At 42.8% G+C, this 15278-nt stretch carries 11 protein-coding genes; 5 read left to right on the top strand and 6 right to left on the bottom strand.

Going from position 1 to position 15278, the window contains the following annotated elements; all coding sequences use genetic code 11:
• The first annotated feature begins 128 nt into the window (after window positions 1-128).
• From AC3E8G_RS06135 to AC3E8G_RS06125, 3 genes are all read left to right on the top strand, one after another.
• A complete protein-coding gene (locus AC3E8G_RS06135; RefSeq protein WP_236128258.1) occupies window positions 129-365 on the top strand; it encodes a hypothetical protein in 237 nt (78 codons plus the stop codon).
• A gap of 100 nt (window positions 366-465) precedes the next feature.
• On the top strand, window positions 466-2220 hold the full coding sequence (gene aspS, locus AC3E8G_RS06130; protein WP_490677265.1) for an aspartate--tRNA ligase: 1755 nt from the start codon (window positions 466-468) through the stop codon (window positions 2218-2220).
• Window positions 2221-2290: 70 nt separating this feature from the next.
• Window positions 2291-3232 carry a YitT family protein gene (locus tag AC3E8G_RS06125; RefSeq protein ID WP_154857014.1) on the top strand — a complete coding sequence of 314 codons (942 nt, stop codon included), beginning with the start codon at window positions 2291-2293 and terminating at the stop codon, window positions 3230-3232.
• 34 nt (window positions 3233-3266) lie between these two features.
• Here AC3E8G_RS06125 and pulA read toward each other — a convergent pair whose 3' ends face one another.
• The 6 genes from pulA to AC3E8G_RS06095 all read right to left on the bottom strand — a co-directional run bounded on the left by pulA (window position 3267) and on the right by AC3E8G_RS06095 (window position 10840).
• The gene (gene pulA / locus AC3E8G_RS06120) at window positions 3267-5318 is read right to left on the bottom strand and encodes a type I pullulanase (protein WP_490677264.1); all 2052 of its coding nucleotides are present in this window, start codon (window positions 5316-5318) and stop codon (window positions 3267-3269) included.
• A gap of 8 nt (window positions 5319-5326) precedes the next feature.
• Complete coding sequence (locus tag AC3E8G_RS06115; RefSeq protein ID WP_490677263.1) at window positions 5327-6310, bottom strand: LacI family DNA-binding transcriptional regulator; 984 nt, start codon at window positions 6308-6310, stop codon at window positions 5327-5329.
• A gap of 11 nt (window positions 6311-6321) precedes the next feature.
• Window positions 6322-7134, bottom strand: coding sequence for a DUF1189 domain-containing protein (locus tag AC3E8G_RS06110; protein WP_490677262.1), 813 nt, complete (start codon window positions 7132-7134; stop codon window positions 6322-6324).
• Window positions 7135-7362: 228 nt separating this feature from the next.
• Window positions 7363-8205, bottom strand: coding sequence for a sugar ABC transporter permease (locus AC3E8G_RS06105; protein WP_006596980.1), 843 nt, complete (start codon window positions 8203-8205; stop codon window positions 7363-7365).
• A gap of 1 nt (window position 8206) precedes the next feature.
• A complete protein-coding gene (locus tag AC3E8G_RS06100; protein ID WP_490677261.1) occupies window positions 8207-9502 on the bottom strand; it encodes a carbohydrate ABC transporter permease in 1296 nt (431 codons plus the stop codon).
• An 81-nt stretch (window positions 9503-9583) separates the two neighbouring features.
• Window positions 9584-10840, bottom strand: a complete 1257-nt coding sequence (locus tag AC3E8G_RS06095; RefSeq protein WP_490677260.1) for an extracellular solute-binding protein — start codon at window positions 10838-10840, stop codon at window positions 9584-9586.
• 472 nt (window positions 10841-11312) lie between these two features.
• Between AC3E8G_RS06095 and malQ the strand changes: the two genes are divergently transcribed.
• Together malQ and glgP are read left to right on the top strand one after the other, a co-directional pair.
• Entirely contained in the window at window positions 11313-12845 is a 1533-nt protein-coding gene (gene malQ / locus AC3E8G_RS06090; RefSeq protein WP_490677259.1) for a 4-alpha-glucanotransferase, read from the top strand.
• 44 nt (window positions 12846-12889) lie between these two features.
• Window positions 12890-15148 carry a glycogen/starch/alpha-glucan family phosphorylase gene (gene glgP, locus AC3E8G_RS06085; protein ID WP_490677258.1) on the top strand — a complete coding sequence of 753 codons (2259 nt, stop codon included), beginning with the start codon at window positions 12890-12892 and terminating at the stop codon, window positions 15146-15148.
• The last annotated feature ends 130 nt before the right edge of the window (window positions 15149-15278 follow it).

Genomic DNA, 15278 nt, shown 5'->3' with positions numbered 1-15278 from the left:
GAATACCCAGTCTCAACCTTTTTTCCTATAGTTTTAAAGAAACTTATCCCCATATTCACAGACTTATCCACAGACTTGTGGATAAGTCTATCTACTAGAAAGAGAGAAACTGGTAAACCATGAAAACAATGAAGAAAATAGCTGTTTATGCGATTCTTCAAGGAATCGTGATTTTTCTCATTACGGGCCTCATCACCCAATTCATCAGAGGAGACTTCTTTTTCCGTAACTTGGCTCCAATATTTGGAGTCTTGGCAGCTATCATGCGTTTTGGAACAGCTAGTCTGATGAAAATCTTGGCCCCAACCCTATACGATGAAGAGGCCAAACAAGAGAAAACTCCTACCGGGAAAGAAGCTGAATAAAAGAACTGTTTTTTCTGGAAAAATCTCTGGAAAAGCACTTATCTGACAGGCTTTATGGTAAAATAGAAGGAAGAATATTAGTTTGGAGAGTAAAAATACAATGAAACGTTCCATGTATGCTGGACGTGTTCGCGAGGAACACATTGGACAAGAACTAACCCTCAAAGGATGGGTGAGTCGACGCCGTGATTTGGGTGGCTTGATCTTTATTGATTTGCGGGACCGTGAAGGGATTATGCAATTGGTCATCAATCCGGAAACAGTCAGTTCGGAAGTGATGGCAACGGCTGAGAGTCTTCGTAGCGAGTATGTGATTGAAGTGACAGGTCAAGTTGCTGCCAGACAGCAAGCTAATGATAAAATTGCAACAGGTCAGGTTGAAATGCATGTTTCTTCCTTGACTGTCCTTAATACAGCAAAAACCACACCATTTGAGATCAAGGATGGCATTGAAGCCAACGACGATACCCGTCTACGCTATCGATATTTGGACTTGCGTCGTCCAGAGATGTTGGAAAATCTGAAATTGCGTGCCAAGGTAACCCACTCTATTCGGAACTACTTGGATGAGTTGGAATTTATTGATGTGGAAACACCTTTCCTTTCTAAGTCAACTCCAGAAGGGGCGCGTGACTATCTCGTTCCATCTCGTGTTAACAAGGGTCACTTTTATGCCTTGCCTCAAAGTCCTCAAATCACCAAGCAGTTATTGATGAATGCTGGCTTTGACCGCTATTATCAAATCGTCAAGTGTTTCCGTGATGAAGATTTACGTGGAGACCGTCAACCTGAGTTTACACAGGTCGATTTAGAAACCTCTTTCCTGACAGAGCAAGAAATTCAAGATATTACGGAAGGTTTAATCGCGCGTGTCATGAAAGAAACCAAGGGAATTGAAGTCAGCCTTCCTTTCCCACGGATGAAGTACGATGATGCGATGGCTCTTTACGGATCTGACAAACCAGATACTCGTTTTGAGATGCTCTTGACAGACTTGACAGAAGTTGTAAAGGGTGTAGACTTCAAGGTCTTCTCAGAAGCTCCAGCAGTGAAAGCCATTGTGGTCAAAGGAGCAGCAGACAACTACTCACGTAAAGATATCGATAAGATGACCGAAGTAGCTAAACAATATGGGGCTAAAGGTCTTGCATGGGTCAAGGTAGCTGATGGTGCTTTAAACGGCCCAGTTGCTAAGTTCTTGACAGATGTGACAACAGAGTTGACAAGTGCTTTACAGCTGGAAGAAAAAGATTTGGTCCTCTTTGTAGCGGATACACTAGAAGTAGCCAATGCAACCCTAGGTGCCCTTCGTTGCAGAATAGCCAAGGAATTAGACCTCATCGACAACAGTCAATTCAACTTCCTTTGGGTGGTCGATTGGCCAATGTTTGAGTGGTCTGAAGAAGAAGGCCGTTACATGAGCGCCCACCATCCCTTTACACTTCCACAAGCAGATACAGCTCATGAATTAGAGGGCGATCTTGCCAAGGTGCGTGCTATTGCCTATGACATTGTGCTCAATGGTTACGAACTTGGAGGAGGAAGTCTCCGGATCAACCAAAAAGAATTGCAAGAACGGATGTTTACGGCTCTCGGATTCTCAAAAGAAGATGCGACAGAGCAATTTGGTTTCTTGCTAGAAGCTATGGATTATGGTTTCCCTCCACATGGTGGATTGGCTCTTGGTTTGGACCGTTTTGTCATGTTGTTAGCTGGTGAGGAGAATATCCGTGAAGTGATTGCCTTCCCTAAGAACAACAAGGCAACAGATCCAATGACCCAAGCCCCTGCTACAGTAGCCACCAAACAACTGGAAGAGTTGAGTCTACAAGTAGAAGTCAAAACTGAGGAGTAAGAATAAAAGCGGAAAATCCGCAGAAGTAGCTTCTGTGATTTTCCCTTTGTTTGTATAACGAGAGATAATCATGAAAAAAACTCGCTTAGGTAAAATCTTACGTTTTTATGTGAGAAGAATTGCTTATAATTTTAAATTATTACGGGTCTTAAAAAGTATTTCCCGAGAAAAGTATGATGAAAAGATTTCGGCCTCATTGGTCTATGGATTTTTATCTGCAATTGCTGTGAACTTCTTTTTCCAGCCGGGACGTGTGTATTCGAGTGGTGCGACAGGGTTAGCACAAATTGTTTCAGCTCTTAGCGATCGATTTTTGGGCTTTACTATTCCTGTTTCCTTGTCATTTTATGCCATCAATCTGCCCTTAATGATCATCGCCTGGTATCAAATTGGTCATAAGTTTACCATTTTCACCTTTATCACGGTGTCCATGAGTTCCTTCTTTATCCAATTTGTCCCAGTAGTTACGCTCACCAATGACCCTATCATGAACGCCTTGTTTGGGGGTGTGGTCATGGGGACAGGGATTGGTTTTGCCCTTCGGAATAATATCTCCAGCGGGGGAACCGATATTGTCAGTTTGACCATTCGAAAGCGAACGGGCAAGAACGTCGGCAAAATCTCTCTCATCGTCAATGGGACCATCATGTTGATAGCAGGGATGACCTTTGGTTGGAAGTATGCCCTCTATTCGATGATTACCATTTTTGTTTCTAGTCGAGTGACAGATGCTGTCTTTACCAAGCAGAAGCGGATGCAAGCTATGATTGTCACCAGTCAACCGGATAAGATTATTGAGAAAATCCATAAGCGATTGCACCGTGGGGCAACCATTATTCACAATGCCGAAGGGACCTATAATCATCAGGAAAAAGCCGTCTTACTCACGGTTATTACCCGAGCAGAGTTTAATGAGTTTAAATTTTTAATGAAAAAAGCAGACCCTCAAGCTTTTATAACAATTTCAGACAATGTTCATATTATTGGACGCTTTGTCGAAGTGGAAGATTAAAAAATTCCTGCAAGAACTTCTTGCAGGAATTTTTTTATGCTTGTTCTACCAAGATCCAACCATGGGCTGGAATGGTAAATTCTTCTTGAGAAAGTTCTTGCTCTCTCCCATACACATGAGGGTAGGAAATCGCTAATTTTGCAGATTGTTTGAGTCGATAAGTCCATTCTTGATCCCCAAGGTTGACCAGGATAAGAAGCTTACGCCCATCTTTCTCGATGCTGTATGAGAAGGTCTTCACCGAAGTCCAAGTAACTTGACAATAATCTCGAATGTCTTGGGCATTTACAAGGCGGAGGAGTTCTTCCTTTTTACGATAGGCAATCAATTCGCGCAGGAATTGAATATCTGTTTCATAAGCTATAGAAGAAAGCCAGTCTAGTTGATTTAGAGCATCCGGAAGATTGTAAGTATTCTCTTCTAAGCCCTTGCTGCGATAGAACTCTTGACCAGCATGTAGGAAGGGAACTCCTTGAGCTAAGAGTACGAGGTGCAAGCCGAGTCGAGCTTTAGCCTGACGCTGCTCCTCTGAAATGTTTGGATCTTCAACCTTGAGATAGTCAAAGAAGGTTGCGTTATCGTGGCATTCTACATAGTTGATCGCCTGTTGAGGACGCACAAAGTGGGGTGCTCCTTTGAGTCCGATGTTACCAGTCAAAATATTAGCCAGATCATTGGCCTGATAGCGACTGTCGATACGTCCTTCGTTCAGGATGCTTCGTTTAATGGTATCACGGAAATTGTCACTGAAGAAGCCATACGGACGGAGTTGACTGGCATTGTATTGATGGGCCAGGAGTTCAGGATCTAGTCCAGTATCCATCTTCCACCCTTCTCCATAAAGGTAAATGTTGGGGTAAATGGCTACTAATTCTTCTTGAATTTCCATCATGGTTTGGCGGTCAAGAATGCCCATCAGGTCAAAGCGGAAACCATCAAAGCCGTATAGTTGAACCCACTGCTTGACTGACTGCTTGATGTAGTTGCGCACCATGGCTCTCTCGCTGGCTACATCGTTGCCGCAGAAGGTTCCGTTGGTTCGTTGCCGGTCTTGGTCATAGCGATAGAAATAGCCAGGGACAATCCGCTCAAAGGCAAACTCGTCAGAGAGGTAAACATGGTTATAAACCACATCCATAATGAGACTGAGATCGGCCTTATGATAGGCATCAATCACTTGTTGCAACTCCAGGATCCGTTGGTAAGGATCATTTGGCTGGCTACTAAAACTTCCTTCCGGAACATTGTATTGCACAGGGTCATAGCCCCAATTGTAGCCAGCAGTAGGATTTGTTTCATCTACGCTCCCGAAATCATAGAGGGGCATGAGCTGAACATGAGTAATACCCAGGGATTTCAAATAGTTAAAGCCAAAGGTCTGGTCTCCATGCTTAGGAGATTCTAAGAGAGCTGGGAAGGTACCAGGATGTTGGAAACCAGCTTCTTTTTGCATGGAGAAGTCCCGGACGCTCAATTCATAAATAATAGCCTGAGTCGGATCTAGCTGGGTTGCGGCTCTCTGGATAGGGCGCTCAATCTTGTGTCGGTCGATGACATAGCTAGCTCCTGAATTGGCTTCAGAAGAAAGAGCATAAGGATCATGGACGATATGGGTTACACCGTTGACTTGATGCTGGTAGTAATAAGAGGCTTTTTCCCAGTCTCCTTCGAGTTCTAAACGCCATACGCCTTTTTCTGTACGCTCCATCGGGTAGGCAATTTGGTTGATCAAGAGCTGAACCTCTTGAGAAATGGGCGCCCAGAAGGCAAAGGTCGTTTTTTCTTTTGAATAGCGAGCCCCTAAATCCTCTCCATCATAAGCATATAGCTGATCAAAGATGGGTTGGCGGACAATGTCGCGATAGTGTAGGAGGCAGGTTTCTCCCTTAGCGTTGGAGAGGGTATAGCTTTGACTCATGTCGATGGGAAGAGGGCTTCGAAGAGTTTTTTCTTCCTCTGTCGGTAGAAGTTCAATCGTTTTCGAACCAGACGTCAATGTAAAAGGAAGAGAGGCCATTACGCTCTCTCCTCCTTCCATGCGAATCAAGTCTTGGTCGTCTAAATAAGCTGCAAAGTGGGTGGTCATAGGTTCTCCTAAAGTTCAATAATCGAGTGTTCAATGAGCTGTCTGTAGCAAACAGTTTTGTTTTCCTTGTTGTCCTTAATAATTTGGAGCAAGGTTCTGACAGATTCGCGTCCCAATTCGACCGTATTGATATCAATATAGGCGTCAATTGGAATTCGTGGTTGAATGGAGTCGAAGGAAATAATTGGAAGATCGACTTGTTTGTCGCTCAGGTATCTCCGAACCCCTTCAGCAACTAGGATATCTGTTGTCATAAGTGCTTCCAGTTCTTCAAAAGGCAGGGTATCCATGATTTGGTAAGAATTTTCTTCTAGCATGAAACCAAAGGAGAACTTGACCAATTCCTCACGAAGAGGGATCTGATGACTGGTAAGAGCTTCTTGATAGCCCTTGTAGCGGTCTTGAGAAACGGCCAGCTCCTTATTTCCTCCAACAAAGGCGATGTGTTGGTATCCCTTCTTGATAAAATATTCGGTCGCGTCAAAGGCTGCCTTGACATTGTCGTTATCGACCAATGATACAAACGGTGAAGTCGCTTTCCCTAAAATCAAGAAAGGAAATTTATCTTGAATACAGAAGTCAACCAGAGGATCATTCAATTTTGAGTAGAGGAAGATGAGTCCATCTACCCGCTTACCATAAATCATTTGTTTGAGTTGATCGAGACGGTGGGTCTCATTGGCCCCTGTACAAATCTGAATGGCATAGCCATGGTCAGAAGCTACCTGACTAATCCCACGGAGGACCGTAGGGAAGAAGGGGTTTTGGAAGAACACATCACTCTCATCAGGCAAGACAAGGGCAATCACCTGACTGGACTGGCTCACTAAGCTACGAGCATTAAGGTTTGGATGGTAATCCAGTTCTTTCATGGCAGAACGAACCCGTTCTTTAGTGGCTTCACTGATAGTAGATTTATTTTGAATCACTCGTGTAACGGTAGATGGTGCAACGCCAGCAAGTTTGGCTACATCTTTGATGGTGACACGCATAAAGGACCTCCCTAAGGTTTGTAATCTGGATCCCGGAAATGAGTCTTATAGAAGGCAAGCGCGAGGAACAAGACAAATAGGATATTTTGGATCAAGATGGTTGTCGTAAAGACTTGGTGGAATACTAAACTGATCAGGACGCTCGCGAGAATGGGCAATCCTAGACAGTTGAGGGTGAAATTGAAGCATTCTTTGAAGGTCTTGAGAGAGAAGAGACGTGACTTCCGTGTCAAGAAGAGGAAGAAGGAAGCTCCAAATACTAAAATGGCAAAATTCACAGCAGATAAGAAACCTGAGAAGAGGACGAGAAAGAGACTAACAGCTAATCGATTGGCCTGGAACCAATCTTTGGAAATGGCCTTAGTGAGTTTCTTTTTGTCCTGGATGCTCTCTTGATTGATCGCTTGGTAAGGAATTGTAGCTAGTTCTTTCTTTTCTTTACTTACAATCAATTGGTTTTTATCGAAATAAAGAGTTAATTTTTCTCCTAATTGAGTTCCTTCGTGATGGCCTAAGATAACATGACCAGCTTCATTTTTATGAACTCCAAAATGACTGTTATAGACTAGTTCTTGCTGATTTATCTGTATGTTTTCTTTTAAATCCTTCATAACATCGTCTGTTAAGGGATCAAAGACATCACTGACGAAGGTGGTTATGGGGTAGGTCTGTAATTCCGCATTTTGAACGGCAACAGGTATCAGGGTCAAGGATAGAAGAAAGAGTGAGGTAAAGATCATTTGGAACCAGTTGAGTTGTTTGCGGTTGGCAAATGCTTTTCTTACCTGAAAAAGGCTTGAAAAATAATTAAATGGATAGGGCATGAAGTGACCTTTCTAATCTCCGGGATGGATTTCCCTTGTACGGAGAGCATAACATGATTTTATCCTTAACCAAAGATGGGAGAGAGACTGGTAGCAAATCAATTAACTTGCTACCCTTGTCCCACTCCCATCCTTTCCTTAAAGATAAAATTTATGTGACTGGGAGAAAAGCACGAGAGAAGATCTCATCCTTTTCATCATTGCTGGAAGGTTATAGAAAAGTTTATTTTATCCTTTATCCCCACCAGCTGTCAAGCCTGAAACAAAGTTCTTTTGGAGGAAGAAGAACAGAACACAGATTGGGACTGCAATCAGAATCGCACCTGCCGCAAAGAAGGCAATCTTTTGATTTTTTTGGTCGCTGATAAAGGTTTGAAGACCAACAGCTACCGTGTAATTGATTTCATCGCGAAGCAAGAATTTAGACAAGATGTAGTCTCCAAAAGGTCCCATGAAGGCCCAAAGTGCTTGGACCGCAATCATTGGGCGAACCAATGGAAGGACGATTTGCCAGAAGCGACGGAAGTGTCCAGCACCATCCAATTTTGCAGATTCATCAAGTGAAATTGGGACTGTATCGAAGTAACCCTTCATCAACCAAGCGTTCATCGGGATTCCCCCGCCGACATAGAGGAAGATGAGGAACCAGCTGTGGTTCAAGGCATTCAACATCAAGGCCATAACGAAGAAGGCAGTCAAAGCAGCCATGGTAGGCACCATTTGGATAATCAAGAAGAAGACCAAACTTTGCTTACGAGCCAAGAAGTTGTAGCGGCTGTAGGCATACCCTGCCAAGGTAATGATGGATGTTTGAGCAACCATGGTAATAATGGCGATAATCAAGGTGTTGAGATACCAGGTACCATATAAGGTGTCCGTAAAGAGTTTTTGGAAGTTATCAAAGCTGAGACTGCCACTGAAATCAAGCGTAAAGGCACTGACGTTACCCGTTTTGAAGGCTGAAAGAACCGTGATCAACAATGGATAGATGATGATGATGGAAAGGACAACCAAGTAGAGGTAAGTCAAGAAATGATTAAGGCGGCGTTTAAATTGAACTGAATTTTTCATTTTACACATCCTCCATATCAAATGCGTGCAGTTTCTTGAAGGCAATCATCGAGATCGAGATGACAATCAGAGAGATGATCAACGTAACCGCAGCAGCCATTGAGTATTGAGGTGATGAGTTCGTTGTCAATTTATAGATCCAAGAAATCAAGATATCTGTCGAACCAGCATTACCACCAACAGATCCAGGACCACCATCGTTAAAGAGGTAGATAATGGAGAAATTGTTAAAGTTGAAGGTGTATTGGCTGATGAGCGTTGGTGCCGCAACCGCCAAAATCATTGGGAAGGTAATGTTGCGGAATTTTTGCCAAGCATTAGCCCCATCAATATAGGCTGCTTCGTAAAGGTCGTTTGGAATAGATTGCAAGATTCCGAGTGTCAAGACGTAAATGTAAGGGAAGCCGAGCCAACCTTGCATCATAATCAAAGCAATTTTTGTCCAAGTAGGATCCGTTTTCCAAGGAATGAGAACCCCATCCAAGAATGGGAAAATCTTCGCAAAGAGCGGAAGGACTTGCGCATTGATGGCCCCGATACTATCGTTGAACATGTTTGAGAATGTCAAGATCGTAATGAAGGCAGGAACCGCCCAAGGAAGAAGGAAGATAACACCGAAGATGCGTTTTCCTTTAATGAATGGTTGGTTGGAAATAATAGCCGTTAGGATACCAAGAACGATTTGAAGAGTAGAAGCTGCTAAGGCCCAGATCAAGGTCCAGCCCAATACAGATGTAAAGGCAGAACGGAAGGTACTCAAAGTCCACATGTTGGTGAAGTTTTGAAGTCCGATCCAATCAAGGAGCGTAAAGCGAGCTGTATGCTTAAAGTCGTAGTTGGTAAAGGCAATCATCAAGGTAACCAAAACAGGGAAGATGATTGCAAAGGTCATGGCAATATAAGAAGGGATGATCAAGAGATATGGGAAGCCATTTTCATAGATAGCATTCACCATCTCTTTTAGGGTCTTCGGCACTCGAATACCGTTATTAATCCGCTTAGCTACAGTACCCGCATCTTTGATATTCAAGGCGTAGAACATCAAATAAACGACGGTGATAATTAAGTGGAAGGCACCACGAATCAAGATAAAAAGAGAATTATCTTTTCCACGGACAGTACCGAGGGTAATTAGTTTAGACAATTCTTCCAAACCAATACCGAAAAAGTAAGCGAGAAAGACAAGTGTTACACCAAGGAAGATGTACCCTTTTGCTTTCTGTTTGTTATAGATTTGTCCCAAGCCAGGAATGAGGGATAACCACATTGCCTTTTTTGGATTTTGTTGTATTTCCATATCGACTCCTTATAAGTGAGCGACCAGAGGCCACATCACAGCGAAAGGCTGGGAAACATTCCCAGCCCCTTGGGAACTGTATTACTTGCCACCGAATTTTTGTTCGATAGTTTCTTTGATTAATTTAACAGCATCGTCAGCAGCATCTTTAGAAGATTTCTTACCACTTACAGCGTCGAAGAGCATAGTTGCAGCTGGATCCCAAACAGTACTCATTTCAGAGATGTTTGGCATTGGTTGTGCATTTTCAAACTGTTTAACAACGGCAGTTGTCAATTCATCTTTTTTACCAACAGCGTACTCACGAGCTTCTGTGTTAGCTGGCACTTCGTTTGTCTTATCGTAGAAAGCTTTTTGTTGATCAGTTGAAGTCAAGAAGTCTACAAATTTTTGAGCTGCTTCAGGGTGGTTAGCACCTGCAGGGATAACCCAAGCTTTACCACCACCGAAGGCAGAGTAAGCTTTTCCATTTGGAAGAGTAGGGATAGTTGCTACACCGTAGTTTACTTTGGCTTCTTTCAATGAAGATGCTTTCCATGGACCATCAATGATGGCAGCTGTCTTACCTTCTTGGAATTGAGTTTGGATGAAGTTTGCAGCACCTTTAGTGTCTTGCAATCCTTTAGGCCATTTAGCGTACCAAGTTTTCGCGTATTCGATACCGTCGATTGCACCTTGGTTGTTCAAACCAACGTCTTTTGGATCTGTACCGTCTTTACCGAAGACATAGCCACCGTTACCTGAAAGAAGTCCGTATGCATAGTAGAAGTTTGTCCAGTCAGCAAGGAAGGCAGTGTTTTTACCAGCTTCGCCAGCGAAGTCGTACTTGCTATCTTTTGCCAATTCTTCAAGTTCACCAAATGTTTTTGGAGCTTCTTGCAAGAGGTCTTTGTTGTAGTAAAGAACCAATGTTTCGATAACTGCTGGTGCACCGTATACTTTACCACCGTTTGTTACAAGTGATTCAGTTGTTTTGTCAGTCTTGCTGTCTTTGTTCAATGTCACTTCAGCTAATTGACCGTCGTTACCAAGGCCACCTACACGGTCGTATGGTGCCATCATAACGTCTGGAGCTTTACCAGATTGGTTGTCAAGAGACAATTTGTCCAATCCACCAAGAGCGTCACCTGTCTTGATCGTTACTTTTGTTCCACTTTCTTTTTCAAAAGCTTTCGCAGCTTCTTCCATGTAGGCTTTGTAGCCATTGTCAACGTATACTGTCAACTCGTTTTCAGAAGCAGCAGAGTCATCTTTTTTGCCTCCACAAGCTACCAAAAGAAGTGATGCGAACCCAACTGTACCAAGTACAGCAGCGCTTCGAAGAATTGTGCGTTTCATGATTTATTCCTCCTAAAGAATAAAAATAAGATTATTAGTTGAAAACGTTTTAGACAAACGTTTTCCTTAACACGAATAGTATATCACAGGGAGAAAACGTTTGCAAGCTCTTTGTGCAAAAATTTTTAAAAAATTTTTATCTTCTATTAAATACACACAAATAGTTGACAAGAAGAAGAGAAAGGGATAAACTAGGCGTGGGGTGAACCTGCAGAAAAAATCATAAAAGTTTGGGAAACCTCTTGCATAAACCACAGGAATATTTTATAATGGACACGTAACGCAAACGTTTTCCTTGAACGTTGCATAAAGATGATCTAGGGTCATTTATAAATAGGTTAAATTCAGCTCTATGTCTGATGACTGCCCTTCTTCTGTTCTTTCTGAGAGTTGGAGTGGGAACAGAACAGTGTAGAAGGTTGGTCTATTTTTCTTTGAAACAAAAAATATTAAACTAAAGGTGGTACCCTCAATGAAAAAACGCCAAAGTGGTGTCTTGATGCACATTTCATCCTTGCCTGGGAAGTATGGAATCGGTTCGTTTGGTCAAGCAGCTTACGATTTTGTCGATTTCCTCGTTCGGACTAAGCAACGGTATTGGCAAATTTTGCCTCTCGGAACAACCAGTTATGGAGATTCTCCTTATCAATCCTTCTCGGCTTTTGCAGGCAACACCCACTTTATTGACTTCGATCTCTTGATCGAGCAAGGGCTCTTGGATGCATCCGATGTCGAAGGTGTTGATTTTGGTCAAGACCCAACAGAAGTAGACTATGCGAAGATCTTCGAACAACGTCGTCCTCTTCTAGAAAAAGCGGTTAAAGCTTTTATTGAAAATGGTTATTGGGATGACTTCAGCCGTTTTGCTGAAGAAAATGCAGCTTGGTTGGAATTGTTCGCAGAATACATGGCTATTAAAGAGCACTTTGAATTAAAAGCATGGACAGAATGGCCAGACGCTGCGATTCGTGCACGTCAACCGGAAGCCCTTGCTTCATACCGCGCTAAATTGGAAGATAAATTGACTTACCATCGAGTAACACAGTATTTCTTCTTCAAACAATGGTTGAAATTGAAAGCATACGCTAACGACAACCATATTGAGATCGTAGGTGATATGCCAATCTACGTAGCGGAAGATTCAAGCGATATGTGGGCAAATCCTCATCTCTTTAAAACAGATGAAAATGGAAAAGCAACCTGCATCGCAGGATGCCCACCAGATGAGTTCTCAGCAACTGGTCAGCTTTGGGGCAACCCAATCTATGACTGGGAAGCAATGGACAAAGATGGTTACAAATGGTGGATTGAACGCTTGCGTGAGAGCTTCAAGATCTACGACATCGTGCGGATCGACCACTTCCGTGGTTTTGAATCTTACTGGGAAATCCCAGCTGGTTCTGATACAGCAGCACCAGGTAAATGGGTCAAAGGTCCTGGCTACAAACTCTTTGCCGCAGTGAAAGAAGAACTTGGTGATTTGAACATCATCGCAGAAGACCTTGGCTTCATGACGGACGAAGTCATTGAGCTTCGTGAGCGCACAGGCTTCCCAGGCATGAAGATTCTTCAATTTGCCTTCAATCCTGATGATGAAAGTATCGACAGCCCTCACTTAGCGCCAAATAACTCTGTTATGTACACTGGTACACATGATAACAACACGGTTCTTGGATGGTACCGCAATGAAATTGACGATCCAACTCGTGAGTACCTTGCTCGTTACACCAACCGTAAAGAATACGAATCTGTTCCACATGCGATGCTTCGTACCGTCTTTGCTTCAGTCAGCTTTATGGCCATCGCTACCATGCAAGATTTGTTAGAGTTGGATGGCTCAGCTCGTATGAACTTCCCATCTACTCTTGGTGGCAACTGGGCATGGCGGATGACAGCGGATCAATTGACTCCTGCTGTTGAGCAAGAATTGCTTGATTTCACGACCATCTATCGTCGTGAAAATACTGACTTGGTGAAAGAAGAAGCGAAAAAAGCAGAAAAATAATCTTTCCCCCATTAAAATTGTTGAAACAAAGGAGACTTTAAAACATGGAATCATTACAAAAATATGTGATTGATCATCACCAAAAAACAATTGCAGAATGTTCAAATGAAGAATTGTACATTGCTTTGCTTAATTACACCAAGCAAGCAAGTGCCAAAAAGAAATTAAATACTGGTAAGAAAAAAGTTTACTATATCTCAGCTGAGTTCTTGATTGGTAAACTCTTGTCTAACAACTTGATCAACTTGGGTCTTTACGATGACGTCAAAAAAGAATTGGCTGATGCTGGTAAAGACTTGATCGAAGTCGAAGAAGTAGAATTGGAACCATCACTTGGTAATGGTGGTTTGGGACGCTTGGCAGCCTGCTTTATCGACTCTATCTCTACTCTTGGATTGAACGGAGACGGGATCGGTTTGAACTACCACTTTGGTTTGTTCCAACAAGTCCTTAAAAACAACCAACAAGAAACCATTCCAAATGCATGGTTGACTGATCAAAGCTGGCTCGTTCGTTCAAGCCGTAGCTACCAAGTGCCATTCGCACACTTTACATTGACTTCAACACTTTATGATATCGACGTACCTGGTTACAAGATCGATACTAAGAACCGTTTGCGTTTGTTTGACTTGGATTCAGTTGATTCTTCTATTATTGAAGAGGGAATCGAATTTGACAAGACAGATATCGCTCGTAACTTGACTCTTTTCCTTTACCCAGACGATAGTGACAAACAAGGGGAATTGCTCCGTATCTTCCAACAATATTTCATGGTTTCAAACGGTGCACAATTGATCATCGATGAAGCCATCGAAAAAGGAAGCAACTTGCACGACCTTGCTGACTACGCAGTTGTACAAATCAATGATACTCACCCATCTATGGTCATTCCTGAGTTGATCCGTCTCTTGACTGAACGCGGTATCGAAATGGATGAAGCCATCTCTATCGTTCGTAGCATGACCGCTTACACTAACCACACAATCCTTGCAGAAGCCCTTGAAAAATGGCCACTTGAATTCTTGCAAGAAGTGGTTCCTCACTTGGTACCAATCATTGAAGAATTGGACCGTCGTGTTCGTGCTGAACACAAAGATCCAGCTGTTCAAATCATTGATGAACACGATCGTGTCCACATGGCCCACATGGATATCCACTATGGATACAGTGTAAACGGGGTTGCAGCTCTTCACACTGAAATCTTGAAGAACTCAGAGTTGAAGGCCTTCTACGACCTTTACCCAGAAAAATTCAACAACAAAACAAACGGAATTACCTTCCGTCGTTGGCTCATGCATGCCAACCCAAGCTTGTCTCACTACTTGGATGAGATCCTTGGACGTGACTGGCACCATGATGCTTCTAAGTTGGAAGACCTTCTCTCATACGAAGATAAAGCTGCTGTCAAAGAAAAATTGGAAAACATCAAAGCCCACAACAAACGTAAATTGGCTCGTCACTTGAAAGATCACCAAGGTGTGGAAATCAATCCAAATTCTATCTTTGATATCCAAATCAAACGTCTTCACGAGTACAAACGTCAACAAATGAACGCTTTGTATGTCATCCACAAATACTTGGACATCAAGGCTGGTAACATCCCTGCTCGTCCAATCACAGTCTTCTTTGGTGGTAAAGCAGCTCCTGCCTACACAATCGCTCAAGACATCATCCACTTGATCCTTTGCTTGTCAGAAGTCATCGCAAACGATCCAGCAGTGGCTCCACACTTACAAGTAGTAATGGTTGAAAACTACAACGTGACTGCAGCAAGCTTCTTGATCCCAGCATGTGATATCTCAGAACAAATCTCATTGGCTTCTAAAGAAGCTTCAGGTACTGGTAACATGAAATTCATGTTGAACGGAGCTTTGACGCTTGGTACTATGGACGGAGCTAACGTGGAAATCGCTGAGTTGGTTGGAGACGAAAACATCTACATCTTCGGTGAAGATTCAGAAACTGTTATCGACCTTTACGCAAAATCAGCATACAAATCAAGCGAATTCTACGCTCGTGAAGCAATCAAACCATTGGTTGACTTCATCGTCAGCGACGCTGTTCTTGCAGTTGGTAACCAAGAACGTTTGTCTCGTCTTCACAATGAGTTGATCAACAAAGACTGGTTCATGACCCTTCTTGACTTGGAAGACTACATCAAAGTCAAAGAGCAAATGTTGGCTGACTACGAAGACCGTGACGCATGGTTGGATAAAGTCATCGTTAACATTGCCAAAGCAGGATTCTTCTCATCTGACCGTACAATCGCTCAGTACAACGAAGATATCTGGCACTTGAACTAATTTGTTTTCGACATTCTAGAAGCAATATACTTAGAAAGAAGAGCTCCTTTTGAATCATATCCTGATTTAGAGGGAGCTTTTTTAGCACAGGATCGCTGGGAAAATCTAAACTTGCGCTTCCCTAAGGTTC

The organism is Streptococcus sp. SCPM-O-B-15294 (M123) (assembly GCF_058200455.1).
Note: the sequence above shows the minus strand (reverse complement) of the source record. Positions and strands in the feature narration are given on the sequence as shown.